Genomic DNA, 16,729 nt, shown 5'->3' on the forward strand with positions numbered 1-16,729 from the left:
AGAAACTACGGGTTTACCCGAAATTTCGAGCCAGTAGTGTGACGGAAAGACCCCCAAAAAGCAAGCGCCTGCCCAAAAAATGGGCAGGCGCTTGCAAGGTTTGCATTCGCTAAAAGTTAGCGCTTGCTATGGCGAAGCGCTTCAGCGAGCGGCGTTGGCATCCGCCACGGTGAGAGCTGTCATGTTGACGATGCGGCGCACGGTGGCGCTGGCCGTCAGGATGTGCACCGGCTCGGCCGCGCCCAGCAGCACGGGGCCGATGGCGATGCCGCCGCCGGCCGCCGTCTTGAGCAGGTTGTAGGAAATGTTGGCCGCGTCGATGTTGGGCAGCACCAGCAGGTTGGCGCTGCCCGCCAGCGTGCTGTGGGGCATGACGTTGGCGCGTTGCGCGGCATCCAGCGCCACGTCGCCGTGCATCTCGCCGTCCACCTCCAGCCAGGGGGCCTGTACGCGCAGCAGCTCCAGCGTCTGGCGCATCTTGACGGCGCTCGGCTGGTTGCTGCTGCCGAAGTTGGAGTGCGACAGCAGCGCGGCCTTGGGCTTGATGCCGAAGCGCATCATCTCCTCGGCGGCCATCACCGTGATCTCCGCGAGCTGCTCGGCCGTGGGGTCGTAGTTGACGTGCGTATCGACCAGGAACACCTGGCGGTCGGGCAGCAGCAGGCCGTTCATGCAGGCGTAGGTGTTGACGCCCGCGCGCTTGCCGATCACCTGGTCGATGTAGTTCAGGTGCAGCGCCGTGTGGCCCCAGGTGCCGACGATGAGGCCGTCCACCTCGCCCTTGTGCAGCAGCATGGAGCCGATGAGCGCGAGGCGGCGGCGCATCTCGATCTTGGCGATCGGCACGGTGATGCCCTTGCGCTCGGTCATGCGGTGGTAGGTCTGCCAGAAGTCGCGGTAGCGGTGGTCGTTCTCGACGTTCACCACGTCGTAGTCCACGCCTTCCTTCAGGCGCAGGCTGAACTTCTCGATGCGCTGGGCGATGATGGCCGGGCGGCCGATGAGCGTGGGGCGGGCGATCTTCTCGTCCACCACGATCTGGGCGGCGCGCAGCACGCGCTCTTCCTCGCCCTCGGCATAGGCCACGCGCTTCTTCGTGGCCAGCTTGGCGGCCGTGAAGATGGGCTTCATGGTGGTGCCCGAGGCGTAGACGAAGGTCTGCAGGTGGTCGCGGTAGGCGTCCATGTCCGCGATGGGGCGCTGCGCCACGCCGCTGTCGGCCGCGGCCTGGGCCACGGCCGGCGCGATCTTCATCATCAGGCGCGGGTCGAACGGCTTGGGGATGAGGTATTCGGGGCCGAAGGCGAGCTGCTCGCCCACGTAGGCGGCGGCCACCACTTCGCTCTGCTCGGCCTGGGCCAGCTCGGCGATGGCGTGCACGGCGGCGATTTCCATCTCCAGCGTGATCGTGGTCGCGCCGCAATCGAGCGCGCCGCGGAAGATGTACGGGAAGCACAGGACGTTGTTGACCTGGTTCGGGTAGTCCGTGCGGCCCGTGGCCATGATGGCGTCGTCGCGCACGGCCTTGACGTCCTCGGGCGCGATCTCGGGGTTGGGGTTGGCCAGGGCCAGGATCAGCGGGCGGGCCGCCATCGTGCGCACCATGTCCTGCTTGAGCACGCCGCCGGCCGAGAGGCCCAGGAACACGTCGGCGCCCGCGATGACTTCCGCCAGCTTGCGCGCGTCGGTCTTTTGCGCGAACTGGGCCTTGTCTTCGTCCATGAGCTCGGTGCGGCCTTCGTAGACCACGCCGGCCAGATCCGTCACCCAGATGTTCTCGCGCGGGATGCCGAGCTTCACCAGCAGGCCCAGGCAGGCGAGCGCCGCGGCGCCGGCGCCGGAGGTGACGAGCTTGACCTGGGAGAGATCCTTGCCGACCACCTTCAGGCCGTTGAGGATGGCCGCGCCCACCACGATGGCGGTGCCGTGCTGGTCGTCGTGGAAGACCGGGATCTTCATGCGCTCGCGCAGCTTGCGCTCCACGTAGAAGCAGTCGGGCGCCTTGATGTCTTCGAGGTTGATGCCGCCGAAGGTGGGCTCCAGGCTGGCGATGATCTCGACCAGCTTCTCGGGGTCCTTCTCGTTGATCTCGATGTCGAACACGTCGATGCCCGAGAACTTCTTGAAGAGCACGCCCTTGCCCTCCATCACGGGCTTGCCGGCCAGCGCGCCGATGTCTCCCAGGCCCAGCACGGCGGTGCCGTTGGTGACCACGCCCACGAGGTTGCCGCGCGCCGTGTACTTGAAGGCCGCTGCCGGGTCCTTGACGATTTCCTCGCAGGGGGCGGCCACGCCGGGCGAGTAGGCCAGCGCCAGGTCGTGCTGGTTGACCATCTGCTTGGTGGCGGCGATGGCGATCTTGCCGGGCTTGGGGAACTCGTGGTACTCGAGGGCTGCCTTGCGCAGCAGGGCACGTTTGTCGGGCGCGGGGGTTGCCGGGTTGTTGTCGGACATCAAGCTCTCCAGCTCAGGGGACATTGGCGGGTGAAGGTGCGGATGCGGGTGCTGCGCTGCCAGGGCGCGAGGGGACGGATCCAGGCTCTCCGGGGTGTGCGATTGTAGACAGCCCACCACGCGGATCCGCCCGGCGGCGCCCCGGGGGCCCTGCCCGTTTGGATGGCGGACGGCTCTGCGTGGACAATCGGTGTCTGCTGCGGCCTGCCCGCGCGATCCGGGAGGGATGGCGCGGCCCGGGCGCATCCTGCCAGGGCGCTGGCGCACCGCCGCCGTCCGCCCGTTTTCTTTTCCAGCCATCACAACAGGTGAATCGATGCGTTCCATGCGTTCCTACAGCCAACTCTTGGGCCTTCTCTGCTGCGCCGTCGTGCTCGGCGGATGCGCGGGCGGCGCGCCCGGCCAGGCCGGCTCGGGTGCTCCCGCCGAGCCCCAGGCTCCGGCCGCCGCCCCGGCTCCCGCGCCGGCTCCGGAGCCGGCACCCGCTCCCGCCGCGCCGCGCGTGCCCGAGGACGGCACCATCGCCGAATTCACCGGCACGGACGCCACCCTGCCCCCCGAGGCGCTGGCGCTGCTGGACGTCGTGGCGGCCGACAAGTCGTCGGCCACCCAGCGCTGGGAGATCAAGGGCTACAGCGACCGCAAGGCCGTGAAGAATGCCCGCGAGGTCGCGCTGGCCCGGGCCCTGGCCGTGCGCAAGGAACTGGTGGCGCGCGGCATCCCCACGCAGAACCTGCGCGTGATGTACAGCACCGCCCAGGAGCGCGAGGCGGTCACGGTGCTGCCGCGGTGATCTGATCCCCCCTGAGTCGCCTTCGGCGCCTTCCCCCCCCCGGAGGGGGGACGACGCCTGCGGCCGGGCGGAGCCCGCTCCGCGGCGTCTGCTGGCGTGGCCTGCTCCGCGGCCATTGGACGGGAAAGCTCTGCCCGTTCCAGGCGCGGCGGACGGAGCGGGCTTCTGCAGAAGGTGGCGCCAGCGGCGTTGCCGTTCTGCCATCCTTCCGCGCTGGGCTTCCCGCCTGGGGCCCGCCGCGTCGGCGTCAGCGGCTGCTCGGGAAGCTGAACACCGCGCCCTCGCGCACGCCGGCCGAGGGCCAGCGCTGGGTGATGGCCTTGCGCCGGGTGTAGAAGCGCACGGCGTCCGGCCCATAGGCGTGCAGGTCGCCGAACAGGCTGCGCTTCCAGCCCCCGAACGAGTGGTAGGCCACCGGCACGGGCAGCGGCACGTTCACGCCCACCATGCCCACCTGGATGTGGTCGGTGAAATGGCGCGCGGCCTCGCCGTCGCGCGTGAAGATGCAGGTGCCGTTGCCGTATTCGTGCTCGTCGATGAGCCGCATGGCCTCCTGCAGCGTCTGCACGCGCACCACGCCGAGCACCGGGCCGAAGATCTCCTCCTGGTAGATGCGCATGCCGGGCTTCACGTGGTCGAAGAGGCACGCGCCCAGGAAGTAGCCCGCCTCGTGGCCCGCCACGCGCACGGCGCGGCCATCGACCACCAGGGTCGCTCCCTCCTGCACGCCGCTGTCCACGTAGCCCTTCACCTTCTCGAAGTGCTGCCGCGTCACCAGCGGGCCCATGTCGTTGCCGGCGTCGGTGCCCGGGCCGACCTTCATCTTCGCGATCTCGGCCACGAGGCCAGCGATCACGGCGTCGGCCGTCGCGTCGCCCACGGCCACCACCAGCGGGATGGCCATGCAGCGCTCGCCGCAGGAGCCGTAGGCCGCGCCCATGAGCGCGCTCACGGCGTTGGGGATGTCGGCGTCGGGCATGACCACGGCGTGGTTCTTGGCGCCACCCAGGGCCTGCACGCGCTTGCCGTGCGCGCAGCCCGTGGCGTAGATGCTCTCGGCGATGGGCGTGGAGCCCACGAAGCTCACGGCCTTCACGCGCGGGTCGGTCAGCAGCACGTCCACCGCCTCCTTGTCGCCGTTGACCACGTTCAGCACGCCGGGCGGCAGGCCCGCCTCCAGCGCCAGCTGCGCGATGAGGAGCGCGCTGCTCGGGTCGCGCTCCGAGGGCTTGAGCACGAAGGTGTTGCCGCACACCACGGCCATGGGCCACATCCAGAGCGGCACCATGGCGGGAAAGTTGAACGGCGTGATGCCGGCCGTGACGCCCAGCGGCTGGAACTCGCTCCACGCGTCGATGCCCGGGCCCACGTTGCGGCTGTGCTCGCCCTTGAGCAGCTCGGGCGCGTAGCTCGCGTATTCCACGTTCTCGATGCCGCGCTGCAGCTCGCCGTGGGCGTCCGGGAGCACCTTGCCGTGCTCGGCCGTGATGAGCCGGGCGATCCGGTCGGCGTTCTCCTCCAGCAGCACCTTGAGGCGGGACATGACCCGCGCGCGCTTGAGCGGCGGCGTGTTGCGCCACGCGGGGAAGGCGGCCTCGGCCGATGCGATGGCCGCCTCCACCGTGGTGCGGCCCGCCAGCGCCACGCTGGTGGAGGACTGGCCGGTGGCGGGGTCGAACACCGGCTGGGTGCGCGCCGCGTCGGCGACGATCTGGCCGTCGATCAGGTGGCCGACGGTGGTGGTGACGGAGGGGTCCTGGTGCATGGTTCGGAGTCGATCAAGCCGTATGTCGGCGGTTTTGCTGAATACTTTGCTATTGAAAAGTGAGTGAATGGCGGTCACGCCGTTTCGTGCAGCGCATCGCCCAGCGCGCTCACCAGGCGGTCGATCTCCGCGGGGGTGGAGATGAAGGGCGGCGCGAGCTGGATGGTGTCGCCGCCATAGCGCACGTAGAAGCCCTTGTCCCAGCACTTCATGGCGATCTCGTAGGGCCGGCGCGCCGGCTCGCCCGGCAGCGCGGCGATGGTGAAGCCGGCGGCGAGGCCGTAGTTGCGGATGTCCGCCACGTGTTTCGCGCCCTTCAGGCCGTGCACGGCCTTCTCGAAGACCGGCGCCAGCGCGCGCACGCGGCCCGGCATGTCCTCTTGCTCGAGCAGATCGAGCACCGCGTTGCCCGCCGCGCAGGCCACCGGGTGGGCCGAATAGGTGTAGCCGTGGGGAAACTCCAGCATGTACTCCGGCCCGCCCTGCGCCATGAAGGTGTCGTAGATCTCCTTCGTGGCGACCACGCCGCCCAGCGGCTGCGCGCCGTTGGTCACCTGCTTGGCGAAGTTGAGCAGGTCGGGCGTGACGCCGAAGGCCTGCGCGCCCGTCCAGGCGCCGCAGCGGCCGAAGCCGGTGATCACCTCGTCGAAGATCAGCAGGATGTGGTTCTGCGTGCAGATCTCGCGGATGCGCTCCAGGTAGCCCTTGGGCGGGATCACCACGCCGGCCGAGCCCGAGAACGGCTCCACGATCACCGCGGCGATGTTGGAGGCGTCGTGCAGCGCGATCACGTCCAGCAGCTTGTCGGCCAGCGCCCGGCCGTCGGTATCGGGCATGCCCTGGAAGAACGAGCCGGCCGGCGGCTGCGTGTGCGGGATGTGGTCCGCCTCCACGCCCTGGCCGAAGGTCTTGCGGTTGCCCACGATGCCGCCCACCGAGATGCCGCCGAAGTTCACCCCGTGGTAGCCCTTCTCGCGGCCGACGAGGCGTGTCTTCTGGCCCTGGCCCCTGGCACGCCAGTAGGCGCGCGCCATCTTGAGCGAGGTGTCCGCGGCCTCCGAGCCCGAGCCGGTGAAGAACACGTAGTCCAGCCCCTCGGGCGTGAGCGCCTTGATGCGGTTGGCCAGCTCGAACGCGGCAGGGTGGCCGAACTGGAACGCGGGCGCATAGTCCAGCGTGGCGGCGGCGCGGCCGATGGCCTGGGCCACCTCCGTGCGGCCGTGGCCCAGGCCCGAGCACCACAGGCCCGAGAGGCCGTCGAAGATCTTGCGGCCCTCGGCATCCGTGTAATAGGCGCCCTGGCCGCCCACGATCATGCGCGGCTTCGCCTTGAAGTTCCGGTTGCCGGTGAAGGGCATCCAGTGCGCATCGAGCCAGGCGGCATCCAGGCGGGGGGCGGTGGCATCGGCGCCGGGGGCGGTGTCGAGGACGGAGAAGCTCATGGTCGGTCCCTCAGGGCGGAAGGGGGGAGGAAAAAGAGAAGCGAGGGCCCCGCCGCAGCGGCAGCGGCGGGGTGGGCGCATCGCGCTGACGGGCCATTGTTCCGGCGGCCGATAATTCCTCAAATGGTCAAATATCCATGTTCACTTGACGATCCATGCAAGTAAATCGCCCCCTTGCCCCACCCCCCGCCCGCGAGCGGGCCGTGCTCGGCCAGCTCGGCGACATGGACCTGCGGCTGCTGCAGGTGTTCAAGAGCGTGGTGGAGTGCGGCGGCATGGCGGCGGCCGAGCTGGAGCTGAACATCGGCACCAGCACCGTGAGCCGCCACATGAAGGACCTGGAGACGCGCCTGGGCCTCACGCTGTGCCGGCGCGGCCGCGCGGGCTTCGCGCTCACGCCCGAGGGCCAGCGGGTGTACGAGGAGACGCTGCGCCTGCTGGCCTCGGTGCGCAGCTTCCGCGACGGCATCGACGACATCCACGCGCGCATGGGCGGGCAACTGGCCGTGGCGGTGTTCGACAAGACCGCCAGCAACCCGGCCGCCCGCATCGGCGAGGCCATCGCCGCCTTCGCCCGGCAGGCGCCCGACGTGGAGCTGCAGCTCCACGTGGCCTCGATCAACGCCATCGAGCGCGGCGTGATCGACGGCAGCTACCAGGTGGGCATCATCCCCGCGCACCGCAGTTCGCAAAGCCTGCGCTACACCGAGCTGTTCGGCGAAACCATGCTGCTCTACTGCGGCCAGGGCCACCCGCTCTTCGGCGCCGACCACACCGCGCTGGACTGGGACGCCGTGCGCGCCCACCCCTTCGCGGGCCTGGGCTACCACTCGCCCAACATGGAACTGAGCCACCGCGCCCGGCTCACGCGCGCGGCCACGGGCTTCGACCAGGAATCGATCGCCACGCTGATCCTCTCGGGGCGCTACCTGGGCTTTTTGCCCGACCACTACGCCGAGGCCTTCGAGCGCCGCGGCCGCATGCAGGCGGTGCGGCCGGAACTGCTGCGCTATGAATGCCGGTTCGTGAGTCTGGTGCGGCGCTCGCCGGCGCCGTCACGGGCGGCGCAGGCGTTCGGGGAATGCCTGGAGCGCGCGCACGCTGGAGCCTGAAGCGCCCTCAATCCGCCGACGCCCCCGACTTCTTCACCAGCGCCGCCCAGCGCGGGATCTCCCTGGCCATGTGCGCGGCCAGTTCCTCGGGGGTGCTGCCGACGATGGTCATGCCGAGCTGGTCCTGCAGCTTGGCCTGCACGTCGGGCTGCTTGAGCGCCTTGACGATCTCGGCGTTGAGGCGCTGCACGACGGGCTTGGGCGTGCCCTTGGGCGCGTAGACGGCCTGCCAGGAGGACATCTCGAAGCCGGCCACGCCGGACTCGATCATGGTCGGCAGCTCGGGCGCGAGGGGGATGCGCTTGCCCGTGGTCACGGCCAGCAGCTTCACGCGGCCGGCCTTGGCCAGGGGCAGGGCGGCGGTCATCTGGTCGAACATGAAGGACACCTGCCCGGCCGCCACGTCGGTGAGGGCGGGCGGCGTGCCCTTGTAGGGCACGTGGGTGAGCTTCACGCCGATGAGGTCGCCGAAGAGTTCTCCGGCCAGGTGCGTGGAGGTGCCCGCGCCGGAGGACGCGAACATGCGCTTGGCCGGGTCTTTCTTGAGCAGGGCGACGAGTTCCTGGACCGAGTTCACGCCCAGGTTGGGGTCGATGATGAGCACGTTGGGCAGCGTGGCCACGAGGGTGACGGGCTCGAAGTCGCGCACCGGGTCGTAGGGCAGCTTCTTGTAGAGGCTGGCGTTGATGGCATGGGTGCTGATGGTGCCGCCGAAGAGGGTGTAGCCGTCGGCCGGCGCCTTGGCCGCGTAGGCCGCGCCGATGCCGCCGCCCTGGCCGGGCTTGTTGTCCACCACCACGGCCTGCTTGAGCGATTCCTGCAGCTTGTTGGCGAGCACGCGGCCGATGATGTCGGTGGAGCCGCCGGGGGTGAAGGGCACGACGTAGGTGATGGGCTTGGCGGCCGGCCATTCTTGCGCGTGGGCGCCCAGGGGAAGGGCGGTGGCGGCCAGGGCCGCGAGCGCGTGCAGCGCGTGGCGTCGATCGGGGTGCATGGTTTTGTCTCCTGCGGGTGGATGGGTGTCGTCGTTGTCGTTATGGAAAGCGAAAAAGCGGCGGCGCGGCGCCGGCGCGGCTCAGCGGCCGCGCTCCTTGCGCCAGGCGGCGAAGGCCTCGGGCGTGCGCGGGTCGGTGGGCGGGTACAGGCCGATGATGGTCTGGCCGTCCTGCACGCGCTCGGTCACGAAGTCCTCGAAGGCGGTCATCTCGGTGGCCTCGGCGGCGATCTCGCCGGCCAGGTGCGCGGGGATGACGATCACGCCTTCGCTGTCGCCCACCACCACGTCGCCGGGGAACACGGCCACGTCGCCGCAGCCGATGGGCACGTTGATGTCGATGGCCTGGTGCAGCGTGAGGTTGGTGGGGGCCGAGGGGCGCTGGTGGTAGGCGGGCATGTCCAGCTGCGCGATGTCGGGCGTGTCGCGGAAGCCGCCGTCGGTCACCAGCCCGGCCGCGCCGCGCTTCATGAGGCGCGTGGCGAGGATGGAGCCGGCCGAGGCGGCGCGCGCGTCCTTGCGGCTGTCGATGACCAGCACGGCGCCGGGCGGGCAGTCTTCCACGGCCTTGCGCTGCGGGTGGTCGGGGTTCTGGAAGACGCCGATGGTGTTCAGGTCTTCGCGCGCCGGGATGTAGCGCAGCGTGAAGGCCTCGCCGACCATGTTCGGGCGGCCGGCGCGCAGGGGGTGCACGTCCTGCAGGAACTGGTTGCGCAGGCCGCGCTTGAAGAGGGCGGTGCAGAGGGTGGCGGTGCTCACGCGCAGGAGCTGTTCGCGGGTGCGGGGGTCGAGGGCCATGGGTCTCCAGGGGGCGAAGTCGTTGCGGGAATGCGGAGGCGGGGTTGCCGTCAGAAGATGTCGGGTTCGGGCACGGGCGCGCCGAAGCCGGTTTCGAGGAAGTCGAAGTCGCAGCCCTGGTCGGCCTGCAGGATGTGGCGGCTGAACATCCAGCCGTAGCCGCGCTCGAAGCGCGGCGGCGGCGGCGTCCAGGCGGCGCGGCGGCGGGCGAGTTCTTCGTCGCTCACCTCCAGGTGGATGCGGCGCGCGGACACGTCCACGGTGATGAGGTCGCCGGTCCGCACCAGCGCCAGCGGGCCGCCGATGTAGGCCTCGGGCGCGGCGTGCAGGATGCAGGCGCCGTAGCTGGTGCCGCTCATGCGCGCGTCCGACAGGCGCAGCATGTCGCGCACGCCCTGCTTCACGAGCTTGGCGGGGATGGGCAGCATGCCCCACTCGGGCATGCCGGGGCCGCCCTGCGGGCCGGCGTTGCGCAGCACCATGATGTGGCCGGGCGTGACGTCCAGGTCGGGGTCTTCCACGGCGGCCTTCATGCTCGGGTAGTCGTCGAAGACCAGCGCCGGGCCGGTGTGGCGCTGCAGGTGCGGCGCGCAGGCGCTGGGCTTGATCACCGCGCCGCCGGGGGCGATGTTGCCGCGCAGCACGGCCAGGGCGCCCTCGGCGTAGATGGGGTTGTCGATGGGGCGGATCACGTCGTCGTTGAACACGCCGGCGCCCTCGATGTTCTCGCCCAGCGTGCGGCCGGTGACGGTGGCGGCCCCCAGGCGCAGGTGGCCGCGCAGGCGCGTCATCAGGCCCGGCAGGCCGCCCGCGTAGTAGAAGTCTTCCATCAGGTAGGTCTCGCCGCTGGGCCGCACGTTGGCGATCACGGGCACGCGGCGGCTGGCGGCGTCGAAGTCCTCCAGCGTCACGGCGCAGTGCGCGCCCGCGCGGCGCGACATGGCCACCAGGTGCACGATGGCGTTGGTGGAGCAGCCCACGGCCATGGCTACGTCGATGGCGTTGAGGAACGCATCGCGCGAGAGCAGGCGCGCGGGCGTCTGGTCGTGCCACACCATGTCCACGATGCGGCGGCCGCTCTCGGCGCTCATGCGCACGTGGTTCGCGTCCGGCGCGGGGATGGAGGAGGCGCCGGGCAGCGTGAGGCCCATGGCCTCGATGATGGCCGTCATGGTGCTGGCCGTGCCCATGGTCATGCAGGTGCCGTGGCTGCGGGCGATGCCGCCTTCCACGCCCGTCCATTCGGCCTGGGTGATGCGGCCGGCGCGGCGCTCGTCCCAGAGCTTCCAGGCGTCGGAGCCCGAGCCCAGCACCTGGCCGTTGTAGTTGCCGCGCAGCATGGGCCCGGCGGGCACGAAGATGCAGGGCAGGCCCATGCTGATCGCGCCCATCACCAGGCCCGGGCCGGTCTTGTCGCAGCCGCCCATGAGCACCGCGCCATCGACCGGGTGGCTGCGCAGCAGCTCCTCGGTCTCCATGGCCAGCAGGTTGCGGTAGAGCATGGTGGTGGGCTTCACGAACGCCTCGGCCAGCGAGATGGCCGGCAGCTCCACCGGGAAGCCGCCGGCCTGCAGGATGCCGCGTTTCACATCCTCCACGCGCTGCTTGAAGTGGCCGTGGCAGGGGTTGATGTCCGACCAGGTGTTGACGATGGCGATGATGGGCTTGCCCGTCCAGTCCTCGGGCGCGTAGCCCATCTGCATGATGCGGGAGCGGTGGCCGAAGGAGCGCAGGTCGTCGGGGGCGAACCAGCGTGCGCTGCGCAGGGACTCGGGGGGGCGGCGTGGGATCGTCATATGAAACACATTAAAGCACTAATATATTAGTGCGTCAAAGCACCACGGTGCGACAATCCGCCGCTTATGAACGTGAGAGAGAAAGTCCGCCTCGACCGCTCGCGCCACGCCGCGCCGCAGGTGTTCGAGAAGCTGCGCGAGGCGATCGTGGGCCTCGACCTCGCGCCCGGCACGGTGCTGGCGCGCGCCGAACTGGCCGAGCGCTTCGGCATCAGCCAGACGCCCGTGCGCGACGCGCTGCTGCGCCTGGGGGAGGAAGGGCTGGTGGACATCTTCCCGCAGCATGCGACGGTGGTGAGCCGCATCGACGTGCCGGCCGCGCGGCAGGCGCACTACCTGCGGCGGTCCATCGAGCTGGAGGTGGTGCGCACGCTGGCGCTGGAGCCAGCCGACGCCACGCTCGCGCGCCTGCGCGCCCAGGTGGAGGCCATGGCCGCGCTGGCGGCCCCCGGCACCTACCGCGAATTCGTGGAGGCCGACCAGGGCTTCCACCGCCTCATGTACGAGGCCGCGGGCGTGGCGGGCCTATGGGACCTGGTGCGCCGCCGCTCCGGCCACGTGGACCGGCTGCGCCGGCTGCACCTGCCGAGCGAGGGCAAGGCGCAGGCGGTGCTGGCCGACCACCGCCGCATCGTGGAGGCCATCGCGGCCGGCGAGCCGCTGGCCGCGCAGGAGGCGCTGCGCACCCACCTCTCGGGCACGCTGAGCCAGGTGGACGAGATCTGCGCCCGGTACCCGGATTACGTGGAAACCTGACGCAGGCCCCTCGCCGGCCCGCGGGGCCGCGCGTTCCGGCGGCGCTGGCGGGTGTCGGTGCCCCGGGCGCGGCCCGCGGTTGCCGCCGGGCGGTACGGAAGTGGTGGTGTTTTCGCATTTCCGCAGGGCGCTTCGCATGGGCAGCGCGGGCCAGGGGGCTTCGATCGCGAAGCTCACCCGTGCCAGACCGTCCTGGCGACGGAAAGAAAACCATGTTGTCAGAGAACACCTTCCGGACCGCCCGGAGCTTCCTGCCCAGCGTGTCCGGCACGCCCAATGCGTCACGCGATGCCCCCGGTGCCGAGGCCCCCGCGCCGGCATCGCATCCGCCGGCCGTGCTCCAGGCTCCTGCCGGGCTGAGCGGTGCGCCGCAGCGGCCCGATGGCGCGGCCGCCGGGCCGCTCCCGCGCGGCCCGCTGCCCCGGCCGAGTGGCGAGATGCGGTCGCAGTCTTCTTCTGCCGAAGCGAATCCGCCGCAGCGCCCGGAGGCGGCCCGGCAGCCCTCGCAGGCGAAGCGCACGACGCTGGGCGAGTTGCTGGCCCTGGAGCGCCAGCAGGAGCAGGCCGAGCGGGCCCAAAAGGCCCGGAAGGCCCTGCGCGCCCAGCAGGCGGAGCTGGTGGGTTCGGCGCTGCCCAAAGGCGGGAAGACCATGAGGCGGCTGAAGGGCCGCGCGGCAAGGCAGCATCCGGCCACGTTGGCCGAGAAATGGCACGCGCGCTTGCAAGAACCGCCCAAACCCATGGAGGGCCGGCGCAGGGAAGCGTTCGAGGCGCGGGTGCGCGCCGACCTGATGGCGATCGCCCAGGCCGGCGGGATCGATCCCGTACAGGCCGTCGATGCGATGGGTACGGCCCTGGAGGACGGGATGCTGGGCCAGGGCATCCTCGAAGAGGACCGGAAGCTGCTGCTGAACGTGCTCGACCAATGGGCCATGGACCGCCTCTACGAACGGCTGGACCTGAAGGTGACGCGCGACACCCGGCCCGCCTACACCAACGTGCACGTGCAGGAAAAGCCCCGGAAGCTGGGATCGGGCGCGTTCCACACCGTCTTCGAGGTCAAGCTCGCAGGCCCCGATGGCCGCGCGTTCGATGGCGTGTTCAAGCCGCTCAAGAAGAAGGAGGGCGGATGGGCCGCCGCGGTGACCGGTATCCCGGGCGACAACCCGCAGACCGCCATGCGCAATATCGCGACGGTCTCCTACGCCCGCAAGCTCGGCCTGCCCGTGATCGCGGATACGCGCGTGGCGCTGATCGACACCGGGGGCGGCCCCTTCGCCTCCCACCTCGGCCTGATGATGGAGCGGGCCCGAGGCCAGCCGGCCCGCGAGGTCGATCTGAGCGTCCTGAACCGCCCGGAGGTGTGCGTGGAGGTGACCAAGCTCCAGTTGCTCGACCACCTGACGGGCCAGTGCGACCGCCATGGCTACAACTACTTCATCCACCGCGGGCCGGACGGGAGCGTCCAGGTCACGGGCATCGACAACGACCAGTGCTTCGGCAAGAGCGCGACCGAGCCGGGCGATATTGCTCAGATCCAGAATGACCCCTGGCGCTTCGGACTCCACGGCACGGAACCGCCTCCGGTGGTCGACACCGGGATGGAGCGTGCCATCCAGACGCTCACGGAAAGGGACATCCGTTCGATGCTGGAAGATAAGCTGACCGAGCCCGAGATCGACGCGGCGGTCCAGCGCCACCAGGGCCTCAAGGACCACATCGCCCAACTGCGGGCCGGTGGCTGGGTCATTGAACCGGAACAATGGGGCCGCCCGGATATCGCGCAGCTCCTGACCCCGAAAAACAGCTACATAGGGCGCGAACGCCACCGGGCGCAGGTCAAGGCGGCCAAGGAGGCCGCCCAGGCCGCCCAGGCGGCGCCCGGACCCGGCAATGCCGCGACCGCAAACCCACCTTGGTGAGGGATTCCCATGAATGCATCCGTCCACGAGCCTGACCGCGACGGCACCCTGCCGCCGGCCCGGGCAATGTTCGAAGAAGAGCGCCTGCCCTTCCCCCCCGTGCCGGCACCGCTGGCGGCTGCGTTGCAGCAACAGGGGCCGGGCTGGTTCGCCACGCGGCCCGTCGCATCGTCGCCCTACGGCTTCGATCATTTCCTGGCCGAGGTCGAGGCCCACCCGGACCTGCCGGACTACGCCGTGGTCGGCTTCGACGGCCACGGCACCAATAGCTGGGCGGTGCACTTCTACCTCGTCGGCCAGGGCATCGCGCTCTTCATCCAGCTGCCCTGGGGTGGGGCCTACCTGGAGCCCGGGCCGGCCCGCGCGGAGATCGCCGACCTGTTCGCATGGGCCGAGGCCCTGCTGACCCGCGTGCGGCTGGCCGAGGCCGCCCGCAAGATCCCGCAGGGCATGCGCCTGCAGGTCGCCGCGAGCCGCTTCGGCCACGCCGGCTGGCGCTGGCTGGCGCTGGCTCGGGGCCGGCCAGGACGCGGCCACGGTGCCCTGGAACCCGTCGGGCGGCATGAAGGCCGCCATGCTGCAGGAGCTCGACGACGTCATCGCCGGCCGGCGGCTGCTGCCGACTTCGGCGGCGGTGGCCTGAGCCCTCGGGCGGGGCCTGGAGGTTGGATTTCAGCCGGATCGCCGCCATGTCGCCGTATTCTTTCAATAGTTTGCTATTAAATAAATAGCAATTGTCAGGACTGCAGAGGGCGGGATGCGACCAACGGTCTGGCCGGTGGCGCTCCTGCGGCCGATAATCCGGCATCCCTCCGCCGTATCCTTAGCGCCGTTCCAGGAGCACTCCGCCATGGCCTCCATCTCCTCCATCGCCTCGTCCGGCCTGCGCGCCGCGCAACTGCAGCTGGACACGTCGGCGCACAACGTGGCCAACCTGAACACGGAGGGGTTCCGCCGCCAGACGGTGGAGCAGGAGACTCAGCCCGACCAGGGCGGCGTGAGCGCCCGCGTCGGGCGCGCCGCGCAGGACGGCTCCTCGCTGGAGGAGGACGCGGTGGGGCAGATGTCCGCCACCTATTCGTTCGCGGCCAATCTGCAGATGGTCAAGACCGAGGACCGCATGCTGGGTTCGCTGCTCGATACCAAGGCCTGATTTTCCGACCCGGGCCGACCCGGACCCGGGGCTGCGGGCGCTCAGCGCGCCCCGGCGAGGCCTGCCAGCCGTTCGATGAGCCAGCGCTGGAAGGGGGCCGCGGCGCGGGCGGTGCCGCGTGCTGCCGCGGTGTGGGCGTGCATGGGGGTTGCCTCCGCGTTGTCCGTCAGGCGGGGGCCGTGGCGGCGTCGGACTGTCCGGCCGCGGCGCGCCGGCGGGCCGCGCGCTCCCAGGCCTTTTCATGGAAGAAGAACGCCACGGCCTGCACCGTGGGCTCCAGCAGGCTGAGCGTGAGCGAGGCGATGAGGTTGCCCGTGACCGCGTAGGCCACCAGGGCCGCCACGCAGATGTGGATCACGTAGTAGCTGCCCGTCTTCATGAGGGCCGGGCGGTTCTGGAGGGCGGCTTGGCGGATGCGGTCCATGGGGGCTCCTGTTGTGTCGCGGGGATGGGTGAATGCTAGGCATTCGCATTGGCGGGCGCCAATTGATCCTCTCGAAACCCGCGATAGCGGAGCGGCGGGGCGCCGCTATGATCGGCCACCGCAACGGCGGTCCGAAGCCCTATTCCTCACCACGACAGACGGAGCATCGCATGGCCCTCATGGACTTCATCAAGAAGCAGTTCATCGACATCATCCAGTGGACGGAGGACGGCGATGGCACGCTGGCCTGGCGTTTTCCGATGCGCGACCTGGAAATCCAGAACGGCGGCACGCTGGTGGTGCGCGAGTCGCAGATGGCGGTGTTCGTCAACGAGGGCAAGGTGGCCGACGTGTTCGGCCCCGGCACCCACAAGCTCACCACGCAGACGCTGCCGGTGCTGACCTACCTGAAGAACTGGGACAAGCTCTTCGAGTCCCCGTTCAAGAGCGACGTGTACTTCTTCAGCACGCGCCAGCAGGTCGATCAGAAGTGGGGCACGCCGCAGCCCATCACCATCCGCGACAAGGACTTCGGCGCCGTGCGCCTGCGCGCCTTCGGCAACTATGCCTACCGCGTGGCCGATCCCAAGCTCTTCCACACCGAGATCTCCGGCACGCGCGCCGAGTACACCGTGGGCGAGCTGGACGGGCAGCTGCGCGGCCTCGTGCTGCAGAACATCAGCAACGCGATCGCGGCCAGCGGCCTGCCGTTCCTGGACCTCGCGGCCAACCAGATCATGTTCGCCGACGCGCTCGCGAAAGAGCTGCAGCCGGCCTTCGCGAAGATCGGCCTGCAGCTGGAGGCGATGACGGTGCAGAACCTCTCGCTGCCCGAAGAGCTGCAGAAGGTCCTCGACCAGAAGATCGGCATGGGCATGGTCGGCAACGACATGGGCAAGTTCATGCAGTACCAGACGGCGCAGTCGATCCCGAAGTTCGCCGAGGGCGCGGGCAACGGCGGCGGCATCGCGGGCGACGCGATGGGCCTGGGCGCCGGCGTGGCGCTGGGCCAGGTGCTCGCGCAGAACCTGCAGCAGGGCCTGCAGGGCGGCGGCCAGGGTGCGGCCCCGGCGGCGGCTGCTGCTGCCGCGCCCGTGGCCGGCGTGCGGCCCGAGGAGGTGATGGCGACGCTGGAGAAGCTCGGCGACCTCAAGGCCAAGGGCATCCTCACGCAGGAAGAATTCGACGCCAAGAAGGCCGAGCTGCTCAAGAAGCTGGTCTGACGCGCGGCCACGCGCACGGGGCGGCCCCCGCTGCCCCTGCTTTTGCTATGTTTTAAATAGCATCCTGTCGAATGGAATCAGCGACAGGAGGCCGAAA

The 16,729-nt window shown here is 70.2% G+C and carries 14 protein-coding genes; 7 read left to right on the plus strand and 7 right to left on the minus strand.

The window, feature by feature from the left end; translation table 11 throughout:
- Window positions 1-141: 141 nt before the first annotated feature.
- Entirely contained in the window at window positions 142-2,454 is a 2,313-nt protein-coding gene (locus tag AX018_RS05355; RefSeq protein WP_111876342.1) for an NADP-dependent malic enzyme, read from the minus strand.
- Between the two features lie 346 nt (window positions 2,455-2,800).
- Between AX018_RS05355 and AX018_RS05360 the strand changes: the two genes are divergently transcribed.
- Complete coding sequence (locus tag AX018_RS05360) at window positions 2,801-3,247, plus strand: OmpA family protein (RefSeq protein WP_245951442.1); 447 nt, start codon at window positions 2,801-2,803, stop codon at window positions 3,245-3,247.
- 247 nt (window positions 3,248-3,494) lie between these two features.
- On the opposite strand, the gene AX018_RS05365 is transcribed toward AX018_RS05360, so the two are convergent.
- Window positions 3,495-5,012, minus strand: a complete 1,518-nt coding sequence (locus tag AX018_RS05365) for a CoA-acylating methylmalonate-semialdehyde dehydrogenase (RefSeq protein WP_111876277.1) — start codon at window positions 5,010-5,012, stop codon at window positions 3,495-3,497.
- Window positions 5,013-5,086: 74 nt separating this feature from the next.
- On the minus strand, window positions 5,087-6,454 hold the full coding sequence (gene aptA, locus AX018_RS05370; protein ID WP_111876278.1) for an omega-aminotransferase AptA: 1,368 nt from the start codon (window positions 6,452-6,454) through the stop codon (window positions 5,087-5,089).
- A 155-nt stretch (window positions 6,455-6,609) separates the two neighbouring features.
- Between aptA and AX018_RS05375 the strand changes: the two genes are divergently transcribed.
- Complete coding sequence (locus AX018_RS05375) at window positions 6,610-7,566, plus strand: LysR family transcriptional regulator (RefSeq protein ID WP_111876279.1); 957 nt, start codon at window positions 6,610-6,612, stop codon at window positions 7,564-7,566.
- 7 nt (window positions 7,567-7,573) lie between these two features.
- On the opposite strand, the gene AX018_RS05380 is transcribed toward AX018_RS05375, so the two are convergent.
- The 3 genes from AX018_RS05380 to araD form a co-directional block, all read right to left on the minus strand.
- Entirely contained in the window at window positions 7,574-8,560 is a 987-nt protein-coding gene (locus AX018_RS05380) for a Bug family tripartite tricarboxylate transporter substrate binding protein (protein ID WP_111876280.1), read from the minus strand.
- Window positions 8,561-8,641: 81 nt separating this feature from the next.
- A complete protein-coding gene (locus tag AX018_RS05385) occupies window positions 8,642-9,358 on the minus strand; it encodes a ribonuclease activity regulator RraA (protein WP_111876281.1) in 717 nt (238 codons plus the stop codon).
- 50 nt (window positions 9,359-9,408) lie between these two features.
- Window positions 9,409-11,154 carry an L-arabinonate dehydratase gene (gene araD, locus AX018_RS05390; protein ID WP_111876282.1) on the minus strand — a complete coding sequence of 582 codons (1,746 nt, stop codon included), beginning with the start codon at window positions 11,152-11,154 and terminating at the stop codon, window positions 9,409-9,411.
- Window positions 11,155-11,220: 66 nt separating this feature from the next.
- Here araD and AX018_RS05395 point away from each other — a divergent pair, with 66 nt between their 5' ends.
- The 4 genes from AX018_RS05395 to AX018_RS05410 all read left to right on the plus strand — a co-directional run bounded on the left by AX018_RS05395 (window position 11,221) and on the right by AX018_RS05410 (window position 14,985).
- Window positions 11,221-11,910, plus strand: a complete 690-nt coding sequence (locus tag AX018_RS05395) for a GntR family transcriptional regulator (RefSeq protein WP_111876283.1) — start codon at window positions 11,221-11,223, stop codon at window positions 11,908-11,910.
- 260 nt (window positions 11,911-12,170) lie between these two features.
- Window positions 12,171-13,832 (plus strand): hypothetical protein, encoded by a 1,662-nt coding sequence (locus AX018_RS05400; RefSeq protein ID WP_211322373.1) that lies wholly within the window; start codon window positions 12,171-12,173, stop codon window positions 13,830-13,832.
- Window positions 13,833-13,841: 9 nt separating this feature from the next.
- Entirely contained in the window at window positions 13,842-14,555 is a 714-nt protein-coding gene (locus tag AX018_RS24615) for a hypothetical protein (RefSeq protein ID WP_146749222.1), read from the plus strand.
- A gap of 127 nt (window positions 14,556-14,682) precedes the next feature.
- Complete coding sequence (locus AX018_RS05410; protein ID WP_111876285.1) at window positions 14,683-14,985, plus strand: flagellar basal body protein; 303 nt, start codon at window positions 14,683-14,685, stop codon at window positions 14,983-14,985.
- Window positions 14,986-15,151: 166 nt separating this feature from the next.
- On the opposite strand, the gene AX018_RS05415 is transcribed toward AX018_RS05410, so the two are convergent.
- A complete protein-coding gene (locus AX018_RS05415) occupies window positions 15,152-15,409 on the minus strand; it encodes a DUF2061 domain-containing protein (protein ID WP_111876286.1) in 258 nt (85 codons plus the stop codon).
- Between the two features lie 170 nt (window positions 15,410-15,579).
- Between AX018_RS05415 and AX018_RS05420 the strand changes: the two genes are divergently transcribed.
- A complete protein-coding gene (locus tag AX018_RS05420) occupies window positions 15,580-16,632 on the plus strand; it encodes an SPFH domain-containing protein (RefSeq protein WP_111876287.1) in 1,053 nt (350 codons plus the stop codon).
- Window positions 16,633-16,729 lie beyond the last annotated feature (97 nt).

The sequence above is a fragment of the Paracidovorax anthurii genome, from assembly GCF_003269065.1.
GTDB lineage: Bacteria > Pseudomonadota > Gammaproteobacteria > Burkholderiales > Burkholderiaceae_C > Paracidovorax > Paracidovorax anthurii.

Coding starts and splice junctions, on each gene's coding strand:
- AX018_RS05355 (WP_111876342.1), bottom strand. CDS start 2,454: ATGTCCGACAACAACCCGGCAACCCCCGCGCCCGACAAACGTGCCCTG.
- AX018_RS05365 (WP_111876277.1), bottom strand. CDS start 5,012: ATGCACCAGGACCCCTCCGTCACCACCACCGTCGGCCACCTGATCGAC.
- aptA (WP_111876278.1), bottom strand. CDS start 6,454: ATGAGCTTCTCCGTCCTCGACACCGCCCCCGGCGCCGATGCCACCGCC.
- AX018_RS05375 (WP_111876279.1), top strand. CDS start 6,610: ATGCAAGTAAATCGCCCCCTTGCCCCACCCCCCGCCCGCGAGCGGGCC.
- AX018_RS05380 (WP_111876280.1), bottom strand. CDS start 8,560: ATGCACCCCGATCGACGCCACGCGCTGCACGCGCTCGCGGCCCTGGCC.
- AX018_RS05385 (WP_111876281.1), bottom strand. CDS start 9,358: ATGGCCCTCGACCCCCGCACCCGCGAACAGCTCCTGCGCGTGAGCACC.
- araD (WP_111876282.1), bottom strand. CDS start 11,154: ATGACGATCCCACGCCGCCCCCCCGAGTCCCTGCGCAGCGCACGCTGG.
- AX018_RS05395 (WP_111876283.1), top strand. CDS start 11,221: ATGAACGTGAGAGAGAAAGTCCGCCTCGACCGCTCGCGCCACGCCGCG.
- AX018_RS24615 (WP_146749222.1), top strand. CDS start 13,842: ATGAATGCATCCGTCCACGAGCCTGACCGCGACGGCACCCTGCCGCCG.
- AX018_RS05410 (WP_111876285.1), top strand. CDS start 14,683: ATGGCCTCCATCTCCTCCATCGCCTCGTCCGGCCTGCGCGCCGCGCAA.
- AX018_RS05415 (WP_111876286.1), bottom strand. CDS start 15,409: ATGGACCGCATCCGCCAAGCCGCCCTCCAGAACCGCCCGGCCCTCATG.
- AX018_RS05420 (WP_111876287.1), top strand. CDS start 15,580: ATGGCCCTCATGGACTTCATCAAGAAGCAGTTCATCGACATCATCCAG.